This window comes from Tardiphaga sp. 839_C3_N1_4, assembly GCF_051811045.1.
Taxonomy (GTDB): domain Bacteria; phylum Pseudomonadota; class Alphaproteobacteria; order Rhizobiales; family Xanthobacteraceae; genus Tardiphaga.
On sequence record NZ_JBPWQD010000001.1, the window covers coordinates 4,838,530 to 4,854,702 of the forward strand.

At 61.7% G+C, this 16,173-nt stretch carries 19 protein-coding genes; 14 read left to right on the forward strand and 5 right to left on the reverse strand.

The features are described 5' to 3' along the window. Nucleotides 1-7 precede the first annotated feature (7 nt). Together glnT and AB8A38_RS23160 are read left to right on the forward strand one after the other, a co-directional pair. Nucleotides 8-1,312: a type III glutamate--ammonia ligase gene (gene glnT / locus AB8A38_RS23155; RefSeq protein WP_439087565.1), complete on the forward strand. Its 1,305-nt coding sequence runs from the start codon at nucleotides 8-10 to the stop codon at nucleotides 1,310-1,312. A gap of 91 nt (nucleotides 1,313-1,403) precedes the next feature. Then, entirely contained in the window at nucleotides 1,404-2,555 is a 1,152-nt protein-coding gene (locus AB8A38_RS23160) for a DUF3095 domain-containing protein (protein ID WP_439087566.1), read from the forward strand. Between the two features lie 15 nt (nucleotides 2,556-2,570). Here AB8A38_RS23160 and AB8A38_RS23165 read toward each other — a convergent pair whose 3' ends face one another. Both AB8A38_RS23165 and AB8A38_RS23170 read right to left on the reverse strand, forming a co-directional pair. Continuing rightward, nucleotides 2,571-3,014 (reverse strand): DUF2147 domain-containing protein, encoded by a 444-nt coding sequence (locus tag AB8A38_RS23165; RefSeq protein ID WP_092145969.1) that lies wholly within the window; start codon nucleotides 3,012-3,014, stop codon nucleotides 2,571-2,573. Nucleotides 3,015-3,158: 144 nt separating this feature from the next. Beyond that, complete coding sequence (locus tag AB8A38_RS23170; protein ID WP_439087567.1) at nucleotides 3,159-3,683, reverse strand: GNAT family N-acetyltransferase; 525 nt, start codon at nucleotides 3,681-3,683, stop codon at nucleotides 3,159-3,161. Nucleotides 3,684-3,798: 115 nt separating this feature from the next. Between AB8A38_RS23170 and AB8A38_RS23175 the strand changes: the two genes are divergently transcribed. The 11 genes from AB8A38_RS23175 to AB8A38_RS23225 all read left to right on the forward strand — a co-directional run bounded on the left by AB8A38_RS23175 (nucleotide 3,799) and on the right by AB8A38_RS23225 (nucleotide 12,491). Then, nucleotides 3,799-5,040: an MFS transporter gene (locus AB8A38_RS23175; RefSeq protein WP_439087568.1), complete on the forward strand. Its 1,242-nt coding sequence runs from the start codon at nucleotides 3,799-3,801 to the stop codon at nucleotides 5,038-5,040. Between the two features lie 105 nt (nucleotides 5,041-5,145). Next, entirely contained in the window at nucleotides 5,146-5,745 is a 600-nt protein-coding gene (locus AB8A38_RS23180; protein ID WP_093757222.1) for a superoxide dismutase, read from the forward strand. 170 nt (nucleotides 5,746-5,915) lie between these two features. Further along, complete coding sequence (gene crcB, locus AB8A38_RS23185) at nucleotides 5,916-6,290, forward strand: fluoride efflux transporter CrcB (RefSeq protein WP_439087569.1); 375 nt, start codon at nucleotides 5,916-5,918, stop codon at nucleotides 6,288-6,290. Between the two features lie 89 nt (nucleotides 6,291-6,379). Next, nucleotides 6,380-6,592, forward strand: coding sequence for a hypothetical protein (locus AB8A38_RS23190; protein WP_439087570.1), 213 nt, complete (start codon nucleotides 6,380-6,382; stop codon nucleotides 6,590-6,592). Further along, a complete protein-coding gene (locus AB8A38_RS23195; protein ID WP_439087571.1) occupies nucleotides 6,589-7,347 on the forward strand; it encodes a metal ABC transporter ATP-binding protein in 759 nt (252 codons plus the stop codon). The genes AB8A38_RS23190 and AB8A38_RS23195 overlap by 4 nt, the downstream gene beginning before the upstream one ends. Nucleotides 7,348-7,352: 5 nt before the next feature. Continuing rightward, complete coding sequence (locus tag AB8A38_RS23200) at nucleotides 7,353-8,222, forward strand: metal ABC transporter permease (protein WP_439087572.1); 870 nt, start codon at nucleotides 7,353-7,355, stop codon at nucleotides 8,220-8,222. Between the two features lie 11 nt (nucleotides 8,223-8,233). Further along, a complete protein-coding gene (locus AB8A38_RS23205; RefSeq protein ID WP_439087573.1) occupies nucleotides 8,234-9,115 on the forward strand; it encodes a metal ABC transporter substrate-binding protein in 882 nt (293 codons plus the stop codon). Nucleotides 9,116-9,170: 55 nt separating this feature from the next. Further along, nucleotides 9,171-10,211 (forward strand): CobW family GTP-binding protein, encoded by a 1,041-nt coding sequence (locus tag AB8A38_RS23210; RefSeq protein ID WP_231079121.1) that lies wholly within the window; start codon nucleotides 9,171-9,173, stop codon nucleotides 10,209-10,211. Continuing rightward, nucleotides 10,211-11,233 (forward strand): WD40 repeat domain-containing protein, encoded by a 1,023-nt coding sequence (locus AB8A38_RS23215; protein WP_439087574.1) that lies wholly within the window; start codon nucleotides 10,211-10,213, stop codon nucleotides 11,231-11,233. Before AB8A38_RS23210 ends, AB8A38_RS23215 begins: the two co-directional genes overlap by 1 nt. Before the next feature lie 96 nt (nucleotides 11,234-11,329). Then, nucleotides 11,330-12,046: an MgtC/SapB family protein gene (locus AB8A38_RS23220; protein ID WP_089265780.1), complete on the forward strand. Its 717-nt coding sequence runs from the start codon at nucleotides 11,330-11,332 to the stop codon at nucleotides 12,044-12,046. 106 nt (nucleotides 12,047-12,152) lie between these two features. Continuing rightward, entirely contained in the window at nucleotides 12,153-12,491 is a 339-nt protein-coding gene (locus AB8A38_RS23225; RefSeq protein ID WP_439087575.1) for a hypothetical protein, read from the forward strand. A gap of 24 nt (nucleotides 12,492-12,515) precedes the next feature. On the opposite strand, the gene AB8A38_RS23230 is transcribed toward AB8A38_RS23225, so the two are convergent. After that, on the reverse strand, nucleotides 12,516-13,001 hold the full coding sequence (locus AB8A38_RS23230) for a MaoC family dehydratase (RefSeq protein WP_410001888.1): 486 nt from the start codon (nucleotides 12,999-13,001) through the stop codon (nucleotides 12,516-12,518). Between the two features lie 217 nt (nucleotides 13,002-13,218). Here AB8A38_RS23230 and AB8A38_RS23235 point away from each other — a divergent pair, with 217 nt between their 5' ends. Next, nucleotides 13,219-13,959 carry an acetoacetate decarboxylase gene (locus AB8A38_RS23235; RefSeq protein WP_315843935.1) on the forward strand — a complete coding sequence of 247 codons (741 nt, stop codon included), beginning with the start codon at nucleotides 13,219-13,221 and terminating at the stop codon, nucleotides 13,957-13,959. A gap of 159 nt (nucleotides 13,960-14,118) precedes the next feature. Here AB8A38_RS23235 and AB8A38_RS23240 read toward each other — a convergent pair whose 3' ends face one another. Further along, entirely contained in the window at nucleotides 14,119-15,564 is a 1,446-nt protein-coding gene (locus AB8A38_RS23240) for a homospermidine synthase (RefSeq protein ID WP_439087576.1), read from the reverse strand. 128 nt (nucleotides 15,565-15,692) lie between these two features. After that, complete coding sequence (gene rnk, locus AB8A38_RS23245) at nucleotides 15,693-16,097, reverse strand: nucleoside diphosphate kinase regulator (RefSeq protein WP_315843933.1); 405 nt, start codon at nucleotides 16,095-16,097, stop codon at nucleotides 15,693-15,695. Nucleotides 16,098-16,173: the final 76 nt, after the last annotated feature.

The window sequence follows — 16,173 nt, forward strand, 5'->3', positions numbered from 1 at the left end:
GATGTCAATGACGACCTGGACCGAACTAGCCAAACAACACGACCTCAAATATTTTCTCATCGCCTTCGTCGATCTGTTCGGCGGCATGCGCGCCAAGCTGGTGCCGACCACTGCGATGGACAGCGTCGCCAAATCCGGCGCGGGCTTTGCTGGTTTCGCGGCATGGTTCGACATGACGCCAGCCGACCCCGATGTCCTCGTGATGCCGGACATGGATACGCTCACATTGCTGCCATGGAAGCCCGGCGTCGCCTGGGTCACCGGGGATCTCTATATGGGCGGGAAGCCCGTGGCCCAGAATCCGCGTCAGGTGCTGAAAGGCCTCATCGCCAAGGCTGCGGAGCAGGGCGTCGAGCTCAAGACCGGCGTCGAATGCGAATACTTCCTGATCTCGCCGGACGGTACCGCGATTTCCGATCCCGCCGATCAGCAGAGCAAACCGTGCTACGACCAGCAGGCGCTGATGCGGCGCTACGAGATCGTTGCCGAAATCTGCGATGCGATGATTGCGCTCGGCTGGAAGCCGTATCAAAACGACCATGAAGACGCCAACGGCCAGTTCGAGATGAACTGGGAGTTCGATACGGCGCTGAAGACTGCCGATCGCCATGCCTTCTTCAAGTTCATGGTAAAGTCGATTGCCGAGAAGCACGGGTTCAAGGCGACCTTCATGCCGAAGCCGTTTGTCAATCTTACTGGCAATGGCTGCCACGTCCATGCGTCGTTGTGGTCGACCAAAGACGGTTCGAACGTGTTCGAGGACGAAAGCGGTGAACTCGGTCTGTCGAAGACCGCCTATCACTTCATCGGCGGACTCGTGCATTCGGCCGAAGCGGTCTGCGCGATCACCAATCCCACGGTGAATTCCTACAAGCGCATCAATGCGCCGCGCACGCTCTCCGGCGCGACATGGTCGCCGAACACGGTGACCTACGGCGGCAACAATCGCACGCATATGATCCGCATTCCCGATGCGGGCCGGTTCGAATTCCGTTTGCCCGATGGCGCGGTGAATCCCTATCTGCTGCCGGCTACCTTGCTTGCCGCCGGCCTCGACGGCATGGCCAACAGCCGCGATCCCGGCCCGCGCCTCGACATCAACATGTATACCGAACGCGACTCGACCACGAAGGCAAAGCAGCTCCCGTTGAACCTGCTCGATGCATTGCGCGCGCTCGAAGCATCCGACGTGTTGAAGGCGCAGCTCGGCGAGGCCGTGGTCGGGTCGTACCTCAAGCTCAAACACAGCGATTGGAATGAGCACTGCCGTCAGCTCACTGAATGGGAGCGGCAGACGACTTTGGATTGCTGATACCGCACGTTCGTCGAAATTGCGTGCTATGAATCCTGACTCGGGGGCGTCATTGGGTTGACGCAACGTTGCCGCAGGATCATTTCGTATCATGACGACCGGCGTCAGCGCTTTTTACGACGGCATTTCAATATTTTACGGCTTCGACCGGGTGATGGACCCGGCGTTGTACAAGCCGCTGCCGGATGACTGGATCATCGGCGTCGCCGATATCGTCGAATCCACCAAGGCCATCGCCGAACAGCGCTACAAGGCCGTCAACATGGCCGGCGCTGCCGTCATCGCGGCCGTGACCAATGCGCTGGACGGCCGCGAATTCCCGTTCGTGTTCGGCGGCGATGGTGCAAGCTTCGCAGTCTCGCCGGACGATCTGGATCGCGCCCGCGGGGCATTGGCGGCGACGGCGACCTGGGTGAAGAGCGATCTCGATCTCGTGATGCGCGTGGCCCTGGTGCCGATCAAGGACATCCGCGCGCAGGGGCTGGATGTGCGCGTGGCGCGCTTCGGCCCGTCGAAGAACGTGTCCTATGCGATGTTTTCCGGTGGCGGATTGGGCTGGGCAGAGGCCGCGATGAAGCGCGGCGAATTCGCGGTGACGCCGGCACCTGTCGGGATCTATCCCGATCTCTCCGGGCTCTCATGTCGCTTCGAGGAAATTCCATCGGCACATGGTTTGATTCTGTCGGTGTTGGTGACGGCTGCAGCGGGAGCCGACCCATCCGCATTTCGTCGCGTTATCGAAGACATTATCGCGCTGGTCGAACGCAGTCCAAATGCGGGCCGTCCCGTACCCGCAGGCGGTCCCGCGATGACGTGGCCGCCCGCGGGTCTCGGCTACGAAATCCGGGCTGGCCGCGGCGCGAAATCGCTGTCGCGCTTTCGTATCTGGGTGATGGCGCGGACGCTGTTCGTTTTTGTGTTGATGCGTTTTGGTATCAGCGTCGGCGGCTTCGTGCCGAAGACCTACGTGCAGCAGCTGGTCGAGAACTCGGATTTCCGCAAGTATGACGATAGCTTGCGCATGATCCTGGATTGCACGCCAGATCTCGAATGCGCGCTGGAGCAGCGTCTTGTTGCGGCAGCCGCGGAAGGAACGGCGCGCTATGGCCTGCATCGGCAGGATGCGGCGATGATGACGTGCTTCACGCCGTCAGCCATCCGCAGCGATCACGTACATTTCATCGATGGAGCGCGCGGTGGCTACGCCTCGGCGGCCACCGCGTTGAAGGCCATGTCAGTCTGAAAGAAGCGAGCCGAGTTACCGGCCGACGCGGGTCCAGTTCTCGCCACCGCAGAATGCGCCGACGCAGCCCTCGACCTTCAGCGTGTTAGGGCCGACCAGTGCCACGTTGCTGGTATAGATCTTCCCGTCATCAGCATTGTAGATTCGGCCCGACCACGTGTTCGCTCCGGTTGGGCGCATATCGTAGAACAGGTGAATGCCGATCATCGAGCGCTTGGCCAGCGCGGGATCGGGATTCTTGTCGTCGATCGGCGGCTTGCCGGTCTGCGGATCGATCTTGTCGCGCAGCGAGACGACGGTGCCGCACAGAATGGTCCCGCATTTGCTGACCCGCACCTGTGCATCGCCGGCCTGGGTCTGCCAGACACCCGTTGCTTCGCCGCCCGATTGGGCTTGCGCAGCGGAGCCTGCGAACACTGCACCCAGCAATGCGATCATAACAGTGAATCTGGCGGCCATGCGTGTCTCCTCGGATCAGGCGGTCTGCATAACAAGAAATTGGATTTGTGCAATGCCGCGGCGATGCGTTTGAGACTACTCAGCGTCTCAAATGATCATGATCGATTCAATTTGACGCAGCTTGCTCAGGTCAACCGGTGGCGGTCACCACGGCAGCCCGCACAGGTCCATCTCGCCTTCATGCGGCGCTCGCTTCAGGTAGGACACCAGCGGGGTCATGACATCGAAGCGTACCCGCTCGCCATGCTGTTCGGCATAGACCTCGCCGATGAACGGCTTCCAGTTGCGGCGGGTGTAGAAATCCAGATTGTGCGGTTCACAGAATAGCAGCGCAAAATCGGTGGCGCGTTCGTCTTTCAGCGTATGGAGTGCGGCGGTGAGCGCCAGACTGGCCAGACCGCGACGACGATAGTCGGGATGCGTCACAACGCCGCCGATGCCGCCAATCCGCGTCTTGCGATCCTCCCATATGCCTTCGCGCCGATACAGGCCGACATGGCAGACCGGCTGTCCGTCGTCCTCCACGATGACCCGCAATTCGGGATAGGCGAAGACCACGTGTCCCCAGGGCAGTTTCTCGACCGCCTCGCGCGGCCAAACCAGGTCGAACAGCGGTTTGACGCTCGGCCATGAGGCATCGCCGGTCACAATCTCGATTTCGATGCTCATTTCGGTCGCCACCTCTGCGCTTTGTGCAGCCCTTATAGGTCGGTCCGAGGGTAGTAACCTGTCGAATCCAGTGCTTATCTGAGAATAATATTCTAGGGATCAAGGAAACGTTGGAATGACCGAGGCGGAGCTCTCCAAGTACCAGCGCTGGGCGATTTTGGCCGGCGCGGCGACGCTGCTCAGCCTGGCCATGGGCATGCGCCAGAGCTTCGGCCTGTTTCAACCCTCGATTCTGCGCGACACCGCAATCACCACGGCCGATTTCTCGCTGGCCACCGCTTTGCAGAACGTGATCTGGGGCATCTCGCAGCCCTTCGTCGGTGCCATCGCCGATCGTTTCGGTACCCGTCACGTGATGATCATCGGCGTTTTGATTTATGCGGCCGGCCTCGTCTTCATGATGGTCGCGACCACGCCGCTGGTTTTCACCCTGGGCGCCGGCCTGTGTGTCGGCCTCGCACTGTCTTGCACGGCGTCGAGCATGACCATGACGGTAGCTTCGCGCAGCGTCTCCGCCGCCAAGCGCAGCGTCACCATGGGCGCGGTGTCGGCTGCAGGTTCGCTCGGTCTCGTCATCGCGTCGCCGCTGGCGCAGACGCTGATCTCGACGGCGGGCTGGCAAGTGGCGCTGATCGGCTTTCTCGGCCTCGCTGCAGTGATGCTCCCCGCTGCGCTGTTTGCTGGCCAGTCCGACAAGATCGAACGTGCACCGGCGGATGAGCTGCAGCAATCTTTGGGAGAAGTGGTGCAGTCCGCACTCGGTCATTCCGGTTATATCGTGCTGGCGTTGTCGTTCTTTGTCTGCGGCCTGCAGCTCGTATTCATCACCACGCATCTGCCGAATTATCTGGCGATCTGCGGCCTCGACGCGTCGCTTGGCGCCACCGCGCTGGCAATAGTCGGTCTGTTCAATGTGTTTGGCTCCTATGCCTTTGGCTGGCTTGGCGGCCGTTATCCGAAGCAGATTTTGCTCGGCGGAATTTACATCGTTCGCTCGTTGGCGCTCGCCACTTATTTCTATTTTCCGGCGACGCCGACCACGACCATGGTCTTCGCAGCCGTGCTGGGATCGCTGTGGCTCGGCGTGGTCCCGCTGGTGAACGGCCTCGTCGCGCAGCTGTTCGGGTTGCGCTTCATGGCGACACTCACCGGCATCGCCTTCCTCAGCCATCAGGCAGGATCTTTCCTCGGCGCCTGGGGCGGTGGCATGATCTTCTCGCATCTCGGCAATTATGATCGCGCCTGGCAATTCGCCGTCGTGATCGGGATGATAGCCGGATGCTTCCAGATGCTGATGAATGTGAAGCCGCCAGTGCGGCGCGATGCCGTCTCCGCCGCAATGCCGAGCGCGGCCTGATCGCGAAGCGATCGGGATCGCAAAGATGGGAGTGTCGGAGCCGGGCGGAACCTTCTATAAGGGTTCCCGTTAAGCCAACTCTCCCATTATTGCGGATCTTGACCCATGACCTTCACGCTTCCCAATCTGCCTTACGCCTATGACGCGCTCGCGCCGCATATGTCGAAGGAAACGCTGGAATTCCATCACGATAAGCACCATCAGGCTTACGTGACCAACGGCAATAACCTGCTGAAGGGCACCGAATTCGAAGGCAAATCGCTTGAAGAAATCGTGAAGGGCTCGTTCGGCAAGAATGCCGCGCTCTTCAACAATGCCGGCCAGCACTACAACCATCTCCACTTCTGGAACTGGATGAAGCCGAACGGCGGTGGCGACAAGCTGCCTGGCCGTCTGGAGAAGAAGATCACCGAGGACCTCGGTGGTCTCGAGAAGTTCAAGACCGACTTCGCCGCCGCAGGCGTCGGCCAGTTCGGCTCCGGCTGGGCCTGGCTCTCGGTCAAGAACGGCAAGCTGGAAATCTCCAAGACCGCGAACGGCGAAAGCCCGTTGGTCCATGGTGCGACCCCGATCCTCGGCGTCGACGTCTGGGAGCACTCCTACTACATCGACTACCGCAACCGTCGTCCCGACTATCTCAAGGCGTTCGTCGATCATCTCGTGAACTGGGAATATGTCGACGAGCAGTTCGGCAAGGCGGTCTGATCGCTTTCGATTTGCGTTTAATGACGCGCGGGAAGGGCGGTGGCGCAAGCTGCCGCCCTTTTTCGTTGTCGTGACGTTTTCGTGTCTTGGTTGGCCTGCTGCGACTTGCCGCCGCAGGCACGCTGCGGCAGAACGGAACGATGCAAGCCACCAAGCGCAGCGGGTGTTCGATGAATTATATTTTGGTTTTCGTCGGCGGCGGGCTTGGCGCCACCTTGCGGTATGTCATCAACATGACATGCGCCCGCTGCATGGGGACGGCGTTCCCGTGGGGCACCTTCATCATCAATGTCACCGGCTCCGCGGTGATGGGCCTGATTGCCGGCTATCTCGCTTTCAAGGGTGAGGCCTCGCAGCCATGGCGCCTGTTCCTGATGACCGGCATCCTTGGCGGCTACACGACCTTTTCGGCCTTTTCACTGGATACGGCAGTGCTCTATGAGCGCGGCGAATTGGGCCTCGCCCTGGCCTATGTGCTGGGCTCGGTGGTGCTGTCGATTGCCGGGCTCTTTGCCGGCCTGGCGCTGGTCCGCCACTTCGCTTGAGCCCTCTCGGGCTTGCGGTATGTTATATTATAACATAAATGAGGGTCAGGCGCCTTGGCGCCGGATATTCATTGGCCAGGCCCGATTTCATGGCGCATTCCCATTCCCACGGTCATGACCATTCCGATGGTCACGCGCGCGGCCACGGTCATACCCACAGCCACGGCCCGGCAAGCCCGCATCCGGCCCAGCCAGCGCACTGGTCGATCCTGCGCATGACGTTGCCGGCACGCCTCGGGGCGGCACTGGTGGTCTCCTCAGCGCTCTGGGCGGTGGTTCTGCTGGCGATGAGGCCATCATGACGGCACAGCTCGCTTTCCAGAATGTCACACTGGGCTATGACCGGCATCCGGCGGTGCATCACCTCAATGGCGAGATCGCAGCTGGCAGTTTGCTCGCGGTGGTCGGGCCGAACGGCGCCGGCAAATCCACGCTGTTTCGCGGCATCGTCGGCATCCTGAAGCCGCTGACGGGCGCGATCACGCTTGGCGGACTGAAGGCACGCGACATCGCTTACCTGCCGCAGAGCGTCGATATCGACCGCACATTCCCTATCTCGGTGTTCGACTTCGTTGGCACCGGCCTGTGGCGCGCGACGGGCATATTCGGCGGCCTTGGCAAGACCGCGCGCGCGCAAATAGGACAGGCGCTCGCCTCCGTCGGCCTCAATGGATTCGAGAACCGCAATATCGGCACGCTGTCAGGCGGCCAGATGCAGCGGATGCTGTTTGCGCGGGTGTTGTTGCAGGACGCACGCGTCATCGTGCTCGATGAGCCGTTCAATGCCATCGACGCGAAGACTTCGGCCGACCTGATCGCGCTGGTGCGCCACTGGCACGCCGAAAAGCGCACGGTGCTGGCGGCGCTGCACGATATGGAGATGGTGCGCGCGCATTTCCCGGAGACGCTGCTGCTGGCGCGTGGCTCTGTCGCCTGGGGGCCAACCCAACAAGTGCTGACGGCGGATAACCTGCTCGAGGCGCGGCGCATGTGTGAAGCCTTCGATGACGGCGCGGGTACCTGCGTCGTCGATCCCGCACATTCACGCGCGGCCTGATCGACATGCTTTACGATGCGCTGATCGCGCCTTTCCTCGAATTTGAATTCATGCGTCGTGCATTGGCCGGCGTCATCGCGCTCGCGCTCGGCGGCGCGCCGATCGGCGTGTTCCTGATGCTGCGGCGGATGAGCCTCGTCGGCGACGCGATGGCACATGCGATCCTGCCAGGGGCGGCAATCGGCTTCCTGTTTTCGGGGCTCAACCTGTTTGCGATGACGTTTGGCGGCCTGATTGCAGGCTTTTCCGTCGCGCTGCTCGCGGGTCTCGTCTCGCGCGTGACCGTGATCAAGGAAGACGCATCGCTTGCGGCCTTCTATCTCGTATCACTGGCGGTCGGCGTCACCATCGTTTCGATGCGTGGCACCAATATCGATCTGCTGCATGTGCTGTTCGGCAACATTCTCGCGCTCGACGATCAGACGCTGTTGGTGATCGCCTTCAACGCGACGATCACGCTGTTGGTGATGGCGGTGATCTATCGCCCGCTGGTGATCGAATGCGTCGATCCGGTGTTTCTGCGCACGGTCTCGCGCGCCGGTGCACCCGCGCATCTGGCGTTTCTCGCGCTGGTCGTGGTCAATCTCGTCAACGGTTTTCACGCGCTCGGCACACTGCTCGCGGTGGGGCTGATGATCCTGCCGGCGGGCATCGCCCGGTTCTGGTCGCGCGATATCACGGGGATGATGATGATCTCCGTCGCGAGCGCGATGATCTCCGGTTACTTCGGTCTGGTGCTGTCGTTCCAGACCAAGGTGCCGTCCGGTCCTGCGATCATTCTGGTCGCCGCGGTGCTCTACGTGTTTTCGGTTTTGTTCGGCAATGTCAGTGGCTTGGTGAGGCAGTTGTTTCCCGGCCGGCATCTTGAGGCATAGGTGTGTCAGTCATGCGGAAGTCCAGCGTATTCGTCCTTTGTGCTGTCCTGTCGCTGGTCACCGCAATCCTTCCAGCTCGTGCGCAGAACAGGATCGACGTTGTCGCCAGCTTCTCCATCCTGGGTGACTTCGTGCGCAATGTCGGTGGCGAGCGGATAGCTGTTACGACCCTGGTCGGCCCGAATGGCGATGCGCATGTCTACACACCGACGCCGCGTGACGCGAAAAAGATCGCCGATGCGAAGCTCGTTGTCGTCAATGGTCTCGGCTTCGAGGGCTGGTTGCCGCGGCTGGTGAAATCATCCGGCGGCAAGGCTGTCATCGTCACTGCGACACAGGGCATTGCACCGCGCAAGCTCGACTCGCACGAGGATCCGCATGCCTGGCAATCGGTGGCCAATGCCAGGATCTACGTCGCAAACATTCGTGATGCGCTGGCCAAGGCCGATCCGGCCGGTGCGGACACCTACAAGGCGAATGCCGAGGCCTACCTTGCGAAACTGGCTGCCCTCGACAATGACGTGAAGGCGGCCATCGCCACCATTCCTGCGGTACACCGCAAGGTGATCTCGACCCATGACGCCTTCGGCTATTTCGCGGCGGCCTATGGCATCGAATTTATTGCGCCGCAGGGCGTTTCGACAGATTCCGAGCCTAGCGCCAAGGATATCGCGGTCATCATCACCCAGCTCAAGATCTCGAAAATTCCGGCGGTTTTTCTGGAAAATATCGCCGATCCCCGGCTGATGCGCCGGATTGCCGCCGAGACCGGGGCAAAAATCGGCGGAACGCTGTATTCCGATAGCCTGACGCCCGAAAACGGCGATGCACCCACTTACATTGATATGGTCAGGCACAATATAAAGGCGCTGACGAGCGCGCTGACCAGTTAGCGCAGGGGCACCCCTGCTGCCGGCGCTGCCCCTGAAAAGACCCGCCGGAGAAATCATGTCTGAAGCGACTGCCAACAAAATTCCCGTGACCGTGCTGACCGGCTATCTCGGCGCCGGCAAGACCACGCTGCTGAACCGCATCCTGTCGGAAAATCACGGCAAGAAATATGCTGTGATCGTCAACGAATTCGGCGAGATCGGCATCGACAACGACCTCATCATCGGCGCGGACGAAGAAGTGTTCGAGATGAACAACGGCTGTGTCTGCTGCACCGTGCGCGGCGACCTCGTGCGCATTCTCGACGGCCTGATGAAGCGCAAGGGCAAGTTCGACGCGATCATCGTCGAGACCACGGGTCTCGCCGATCCCGCGCCGGTCGCGCAGACCTTCTTCGTCGACGAGGATGTGCAGGCCCATGCGCGGCTCGATGCCGTCGTGACCGTAGCCGATGCCAAATGGCTGAGCGACCGCCTCAAGGACGCGCCGGAAGCCAAGAATCAGATCGCCTTTGCCGACGTCATCGTGCTGAACAAGATCGATCTGGTCTCGAAGGCTGAGCTCGCCGAAGTCGAAGCGCGCATCCGCGCGATCAATCCCTATGCCAAGCTGCACAAGACCGAACGCGCGCAGGTGAAGCTGTCCGACGTGCTGGAGCGCGGCGCGTTCGATCTCGATCGTATTCTGGAGATTGAACCGGAATTCCTCAACGCGGACGACGGTCACGATCATCATGACCACGATCACGGCCATCATCACCACGATCACGGTCATGGCGGGCTGAAGCACTATCACGACGAGGACATGCACTCGATGTCGCTGCGCACCGACAAGGCGCTCGATGCCTCGACCTTCATGCCGTGGCTGCAGGACCTGATGGCCAAGGAGGGCGGCAAGATTCTGCGCTCCAAGGGCATCCTGTCGTTCTCCGGCGACGATGACCGCTACGTGTTTCAGGGCGTGCACATGATGCTGGAAGGGGATCATCAGCGGCCGTGGAAGGACGGCGAGAAGCGCGAAAGCCGCCTCGTCTTTATCGGTCGCGATCTGCCCGAGCAGCTAATCCGCGACGGCTTCGAACGCTGCATCCCCGCCTGATGATGTCCGATTTCAATCCGCTGCAGGAGCAGGAATCCATCGTTTCAGTCACCGACCGCGTGTTGCCGGTGGCCATCGGTGCGTCGGTCACATCAGTGCATTTTCTCGGCGACAAGGCAGCCTTTGTCGGCGCCGAAGAGAAAGTTACGCTGGTCGATCCGGCAGGCGCGATGTCGCCGGTCGAGGTCGCCTTTGGAGGCATCCTGTGCTCGACCTCCGACGGCAAGCGGATCGTGATGGGCTGTGACGACGGCAAGGTCGCCGTGCTCGACCGCGACGGCGCAGTCTCGACCTTTGCGACCGACGCCAAGCGGCGCTGGATCGACAGCGTTGCGCTGCATCCTGACGGCGCAGTGGCGTGGTCGGCGGGCAAGACGGCCTTCGTGCAGGCGCCGAAGGGAGAGGTGAAATTCTTCGAGGTGCCATCGACCGTTGGCGGCCTTGCATTCGCGCCCAAAGGGCTACGGCTCGCGATAGCCCACTACAACGGCGTGACGCTGTGGTTTCCCAACATGGCCGGCAATGCCGAAGTGCTGGAGTGGGCCGGCTCGCATCTCGGTGTGACCTTCAGCCCGGACAACAAGTTTCTGGTCACCGCGATGCACGAGCCCGCGCTGCACGGCTGGCGTCTCGTCGACGGCAAGCATATGCGCATGACCGGCTATCCCGCACGCGTGCGCTCCATTGCCTGGAGCGCCGGCGGCAAGGGTCTCGCGACCTCGGGCGCCGATACGGTCATCATCTGGCCGTTCGGCAGCAAGGACGGCCCGATGGGCAAGGAGCCGGCGATGCTGGCGCCGCTCAAGGCCAAGGTCACCATGGTGGCCTGTCATCCCAAGCAGGACATCCTGGCCGCCGGTTACAGTGACGGCACCATCCTGATGGTCCGCATGACCGATGGCGCGGAAATTCTGGTGCGGGCCAACAAGGGGCAGCCCGTTAGCGCGCTGGCCTGGAATGCCAAGGGTACGCTGCTGGCTTTTGCCGATCAGGACGGCGACGCCGGGTTGCTGGAGCTGTAGCTCTTTCACCTCCCCTGTGGGGAGAGGGAGTTCACGACGGTTGGTGCGGGGCGGCATTGTCATCCGCCCGTCACTTCCTGTACGCATGCAGGCATCATGCGATTTTTGGCGACATTCCAGACTTACGACTTCCTCGATACGCTGCTCAGCCTGGCCACGGCCTTTGTGCTGGGCACGCTGATCGGTGCGGAGCGACAATATCGCCAGCGCACCGCGGGCCTGCGCACCAATGTGTTGGTGGCGCTCGGGGCGGCCGCTTTCGTCGATCTCGCAATGCAGCTGCACGGTGCCGATGGCGCGGTGCGCGTGATCGCCTATGTCGTCTCCGGCATCGGCTTTCTCGGCGCAGGCGTCATCATGAAGGAAGGCACCAATGTGCGTGGGCTCAACACAGCGGCCACGCTGTGGAGTTCGGCCGCGGTCGGCTCCTGCGCCGGCGCAGACATGATCGCACAGGCTATCGCGCTTACGTTTTTCGTGCTGGCCGGCAATACGCTGCTGCGGCCGCTGGTCAATGCGATCAACCGGGCGCCGCTGGACGCGAAGTCGTCGGAAGTGACCTACTACGTGCGGCTCACGGTCTCGCCCGAGGTGGTACCCGAGATGCGCGAGCGCCTGCAGGAGGCGCTGGAAGCCGCAAAATATCCGGTCGGGGATGTCGATGTGATCGAGCAGAGCGACACCCAGCAGGAGATCGTCGCCACGCTGGTCTCGACGGCCGTCGATCCCAAGGAGCTGGATGCTGTGGCCGCCCGGCTCGAGGCGTATGCCGGCGTACGCAACGCCACATGGGACGTCAGCACCAAGGACTAGTCGTCCGGAGAATGTCCAAGGCGCCATAGGCGATCTGCGACTTTCCGGCTCGGGAACTTTGGCGGCCGGCTCCCGTTGTCACCGCACATTAACTGCGGTGGATGCCATGATCCCGACGACCCAGACGCGCGTGTTCCGGACGTATTTCACGATCGCGATCTTGGCGACCGCAGCAGGATTGGGCGCATCGACGTCGGCAATGGCGCGGCTCACGCTGACGCCACCATCCGCGCGACTGGCGCAGGCGACGCCGCCGTTGCAGTCGACGCCGGGTGCCGAGAGCAAGCCGTCGGCCCCCGCAGAACCCGCGGCCACTGGCCAGCGCCCGCAGGAAACGCCGCCGCAGCCGGCGCGTCCGGATGCAGAAGCACGCGATGCCGGCGCCAAGCCGGCGTTGCCGCCGGCGCCTGCGGAGAAAACGGCGCCGCCGATCACGGCGAAGTAGTCATACGCTGAGCGAGCGATGCGTTCAGTCGGTGTTGGGATCCAGAAGCGCCAGCGTGATCCAGTACGCTTCTAAAGCCGGTTTGGTCACACCTTCCACTTCGATAACCGCATCCCAGGCCGATTGCAGCGAAACCACGCGTTCGGTCAGCTTGACCAAGCGAAACTTGCCGCGCACCCGCGTGCCGGATTTGACCGGACTGTTGAACCGCACGCGCTCGAAGCCATGGTTGACGCCCATCCGCGTTCGCTCGACGCCCGGCATCGCATCGAAAGCCAGCGTCGACAGCAATGACAACGTTAGAAATCCATGGGCGATCGTACCGCCAAACGGCGTCTCAGCCTTGGCGCGCTCGGGATCGGTGTGGATGAACTGATGATCGCGGGTGGCGTCTGCAAACGTATCGATCATCGTCTGATCGACCATCAGCCATTCCGACACGAGTTCGGGTCCGTTGAGTAGCTTGCGATATTGTTCCAGCGGAATCAGCTTGGCGCGGATCGCTTCCATTTCGGCTGCACGTCTCTCGTCTGACACTCCGGCTTCCCAATATTTGCGCCCGTCATGGACGGCGTTTCAAACGGCACTTTTTAAGCTCATATGTCATCGTGGTCTCGTGTTTTCACGTGTCCACGGCGGCTGGCTGGGTCAGATGCCCGCAATCTAGTCTCGCCAGCTTCACCGGTCGCCTCCATACTCCCTGCGCACGAGATCACAGGGGGGCTTCATGAAAATCGACGACGTCCGACGCAACGCCTATTCGATGCCGCTGACCAATCCGTCGTTTCCGCCCGGGCCCTACAAATTCTACGACCGCGAATATTTTATCATCAGCTATCGCACCGACATGGAAGCGCTGCAGGCCGTGGTGCCGGAGCCACTCGAAATCGTCGATAATATCGTGAAATACGAATTCATCCGCATGCCGGATTCCACCGGCTTCGGCGACTACACCGAAACCGGGCAGGCGATTCCGGTGCGCCTCAATGGCGTCGAGGGTGTCTATATCCACTCGATGTATCTCGACGACGATGCGCCGATTGCGGGCGGCCGCGAGCTTTGGGGCTTCCCGAAGAAGCGCGCGACGCCAAAGATCGCCGTGGAAAGCGACGTGCTGGTCGGCACGCTGCATTACGGTTCGGTGCTCTGTGCGTCCGGCACCATGGGCTACAAACATCGCCCGGTGGATCATGACACGGTGATGCATGCGCTGACGGTGCCGAACTTTATTCTCAAGATCATCCCGCATGTCGACGGCACACCGCGCATCTGCGAGCTGGTGCGCTATCACCTGGAAGAGATCAATCTGAAGGAAGCCTGGACCGGACCCGCGGCACTCGGGCTGTTCCCGCATGCGCTGGCGGATGTGGCGCGTTTGCCGGTGAAAGAGGTCGTGTCGGCGTTGCACTTCAAGTGCGACCTGACGTTGGGATTGGGCGAAGTGGCGTTTGATTATCTAGCGAAATAGGGAGCGGGCGCCTCTGTCCGACCCTCATGGTGAGGAGGCGCTTCTTCAGCGCTGTCTCGAACCATGAGGGCACGGAGCCCGCGGCCATCCTTCGAGACGCAAATGGCGGCTGCGAGATGCAGCCGCCATTTGCTCCTCAGGATGAGGGCGGAGTGTTCGCTAACGCACCAGCACGTTCTTGAACTGCCAGGGATCACTCGTGTCGATATCTTCCGGGAACAGGCCCGGGCGACCTTCGAGCGGCGTCCAGTCGGTGTAATAGCCCTTCACCGGGCCGAGATAGGGCGTCTGGATCTCCAGCAGACGCTCGAAGTCGATCTCGTCGGCCTCGACGATGCCTTCGTTCGGGTGCTCCAGCGCCCAGACCATGCCGCCGAGCACGGCCGAGGTCACCTGCAGGCCGGTGGCGTTCTGATAGGGCGCGAGTTCACGCGTCTCCTCGATGGAGAGCTGCGAGCCGAACCAGTAGGCATTGTTGCCGTGGCCGTAGAGCAGCACACCGAGTTCGTCGATGCCGTGGACGATTTCGTTTTCGTCGAGGATGTGGTGCTTCGTCTGCATCTTGCCGGAGCCGAACATCTCGTGCAGCGACAGCACGGCATCGTCCGCCGGATGATAGGCATAGTGGCAGGTAGGCCGGAAGACCGCGGTGCCCGAAGCGTCACGCACCGTGAAATAATCGGAGATCGAGATCGACTCGTTGTGGGTGACGAGGAAGCCGTATTGCGCGCCGCGCGTCGGGCACCAGGTGCGCACGCGCGTATTGGCTCCGGGCTGCATCAGGTAGATCGCAGCGCCGCAGCCGGCCTCATGCGTGTGTGCATTCTCCGGCATCCACTTTTCATGGGTGCCCCAGCCGAGTTCGGACGGCTGTACGCCTTCCGAGAGGAAGCCTTCGACCGACCAGGTGTTGACGAAGACCTCTGGCGGCTTCGGCGACTTGGAGCGTTGCGTGTCGCGCTCAGCGATGTGGACGCCCTTGATGCCGGCCTGCCGCATCAGGTCCGCCCATTCGGCCTTGGTCTTCGGCTGCGGGGCATTGAGCTTCAGGTCGGAAGCAACGTTCAGCAGCGCCTGCTTGACGAAAAAGGAGACCATGCCGGGGTTGGCGCCGCAGCAGGAGACGGCTGTGGTCGAGCCGGGCTTACGTGCCTTCTTGGCGGCCAGCGTCGTTTCGCGCAACGCGTAGTTGGAGCGCGCTTCGGCGCCCTTCGAGGCGTCGAAATAGAAGCCGAGCCAAGGCTCGTTGACCGTGTCGATGTAGAGCGCGCCAAGCTCGTTGCAGAGCTCCATGATATCGACCGAGCCGGTATCGACCGACAGGTTCACGCAGAAGCCCTGGCCGCCGCCTTCGGTGAGCAGCGGCGTTAGCAGTTCGCGATAATTCTCCCGGGTCAGCCCCTGCTGGATGAAGCGCAGGCCATGCTTGTCGCACAGCGCCTTGCGGCCCTCATCCTTGGGGTCGAGCACGGTGATGCGCGACTTGTCGTAGTCGAGATGCCGCTCAATCATTGGCACCATGCCTTTGCCGATCGAGCCGAAGCCGACGATCACGATGGGGCCAGTGATCTTCGCGTAGATCGGCGAGGCGGGGGATGAGGACATCAGCTTCTAACTCCAGACAGGATCAAGATGAACGCGCTGCGTCTTGCGCGGTTGGGAAAGGACAGTGACGATGTGACATCAGAATGAAATTTCGGGAATGAAATCTCGATGCCAGTATTAAATGCAGCTCAGCGCCGTGTGCCGACCGAGAGAACGGTCAGCGAACGTGGTTCCCCCGAGGGCGTCTCGAATGTAATGGACTGCCCCGCAGAAAGGCCGATAAGCGCGGCTCCGATCGGGGTCAATACCGAAATTCGCCCGGCGTCCACGTCGGCGGAGGTCGGATAGACCAGTGTGACGTGCTTTTCCTGCCCGCTGATATCGTCGCGGAACGTCACATCGGACTCCATGCCGACGATCCCGGGCAATGGATGAGCGTCAGGCACGATCGTCGCGCGCTCAACTTCGCCGGCCAGAAAGTCGGCGGTCACAGGGTATTTCTCTGCAGCGGCGTCAGCTAGCACGCCGAGACGCTCACGGTCGCTACGGCGGAGTGTGATGGGCGGCAGCTCAGTGCGAAGGGTATGGATCATGGGTTTCACAGCCAAATGACGCCCGGCGCGCAAAGCGCCCGAGCATGCCAAGAATGATGAGGATGCTGAAATCGAA

Excerpts from the sequence above, each read along its gene's own strand:
- AB8A38_RS23170 (WP_439087567.1), bottom strand. The coding sequence starts at position 3,683 with ATGAGCATCGAAATCGAGATTGTGACCGGCGATGCCTCATGGCCGAGC.
- AB8A38_RS23240 (WP_439087576.1), bottom strand. The coding sequence starts at position 15,564 with ATGTCCTCATCCCCCGCCTCGCCGATCTACGCGAAGATCACTGGCCCC.
- AB8A38_RS23230 (WP_410001888.1), bottom strand. The coding sequence starts at position 13,001 with ATGGAAGCGATCCGCGCCAAGCTGATTCCGCTGGAACAATATCGCAAG.
- AB8A38_RS23235 (WP_315843935.1), top strand. The coding sequence starts at position 13,219 with ATGAAAATCGACGACGTCCGACGCAACGCCTATTCGATGCCGCTGACC.
- AB8A38_RS23205 (WP_439087573.1), top strand. The coding sequence starts at position 8,234 with ATGCGGAAGTCCAGCGTATTCGTCCTTTGTGCTGTCCTGTCGCTGGTC.
- AB8A38_RS23160 (WP_439087566.1), top strand. The coding sequence starts at position 1,404 with ATGACGACCGGCGTCAGCGCTTTTTACGACGGCATTTCAATATTTTAC.
- AB8A38_RS23180 (WP_093757222.1), top strand. The coding sequence starts at position 5,146 with ATGACCTTCACGCTTCCCAATCTGCCTTACGCCTATGACGCGCTCGCG.
- glnT (WP_439087565.1), top strand. The coding sequence starts at position 8 with ATGACGACCTGGACCGAACTAGCCAAACAACACGACCTCAAATATTTT.
- AB8A38_RS23215 (WP_439087574.1), top strand. The coding sequence starts at position 10,211 with ATGATGTCCGATTTCAATCCGCTGCAGGAGCAGGAATCCATCGTTTCA.
- AB8A38_RS23200 (WP_439087572.1), top strand. The coding sequence starts at position 7,353 with ATGCTTTACGATGCGCTGATCGCGCCTTTCCTCGAATTTGAATTCATG.
- AB8A38_RS23225 (WP_439087575.1), top strand. The coding sequence starts at position 12,153 with ATGATCCCGACGACCCAGACGCGCGTGTTCCGGACGTATTTCACGATC.
- AB8A38_RS23165 (WP_092145969.1), bottom strand. The coding sequence starts at position 3,014 with ATGGCCGCCAGATTCACTGTTATGATCGCATTGCTGGGTGCAGTGTTC.
- AB8A38_RS23190 (WP_439087570.1), top strand. The coding sequence starts at position 6,380 with ATGGCGCATTCCCATTCCCACGGTCATGACCATTCCGATGGTCACGCG.
- AB8A38_RS23210 (WP_231079121.1), top strand. The coding sequence starts at position 9,171 with ATGTCTGAAGCGACTGCCAACAAAATTCCCGTGACCGTGCTGACCGGC.
- AB8A38_RS23220 (WP_089265780.1), top strand. The coding sequence starts at position 11,330 with ATGCGATTTTTGGCGACATTCCAGACTTACGACTTCCTCGATACGCTG.
- AB8A38_RS23175 (WP_439087568.1), top strand. The coding sequence starts at position 3,799 with ATGACCGAGGCGGAGCTCTCCAAGTACCAGCGCTGGGCGATTTTGGCC.
- rnk (WP_315843933.1), bottom strand. The coding sequence starts at position 16,097 with ATGATCCATACCCTTCGCACTGAGCTGCCGCCCATCACACTCCGCCGT.
- AB8A38_RS23195 (WP_439087571.1), top strand. The coding sequence starts at position 6,589 with ATGACGGCACAGCTCGCTTTCCAGAATGTCACACTGGGCTATGACCGG.
- crcB (WP_439087569.1), top strand. The coding sequence starts at position 5,916 with ATGAATTATATTTTGGTTTTCGTCGGCGGCGGGCTTGGCGCCACCTTG.